This is a genomic window from Ruegeria sp. AP12 (assembly GCF_056540025.1).
Genome location: NZ_JBQFVZ010000341.1, coordinates 1 through 522, shown reverse-complemented (window position 1 = coordinate 522; position 522 = coordinate 1). Strand labels below are relative to the sequence as shown.

1 protein-coding gene is annotated in these 522 nt (G+C 59.4%); it reads left to right on the top strand.

The genetic code is table 11. The features are described 5' to 3' along the window. The coding region (locus ACR0E6_RS23105) for a thiamine pyrophosphate-dependent enzyme (protein WP_480587828.1) at positions 1 to 522 on the top strand (522 nt) is incomplete at both ends.

Sequence of the window (522 nt, the reverse complement as noted above, 5' to 3'; positions counted from 1 at the left end):
GAACCCGATAAAACAAACCGCGCTGGACAAGGTCTTCAACTCGAACATCCCGATGCCCGAAGGCACGATCTCACCGGTCAAGCTGTCTCAGGTGTTGGACCAGATCATGCCCGATGACGCGATTGTCACTTCTGAGCCCGGCGTCAGCGCGATCTATCCTTCGGCGCTGCTGACGTTCCGCAAACCGGGGCGGCGCTACATCACCAACTACTCGATGGGTGCGCTGGGATATTCGGTGCCTGCCGGAGTCGGCGCGATCTATGCCCATGACGGCCCGGTCATTTCCTTCACCGGAGACGGATCGTTCGGGTTCGTCATTGGCGACATGGAGACCCTCAAGCGCAGCGGCAAGAACATCACCGTTATCCTGACCCGCAACGACACGTTCGGCTGGATCAGGGGTGAGGCGATCCTGCTCGACGATGTGGATGAACCTTGGACCACCGATTTCGGACGCGTCGACTATTGCAAAGTCGCCGAAGGGTTCGGGTTCAAAACCGCCCGGATCACCTCCGAGGTCGA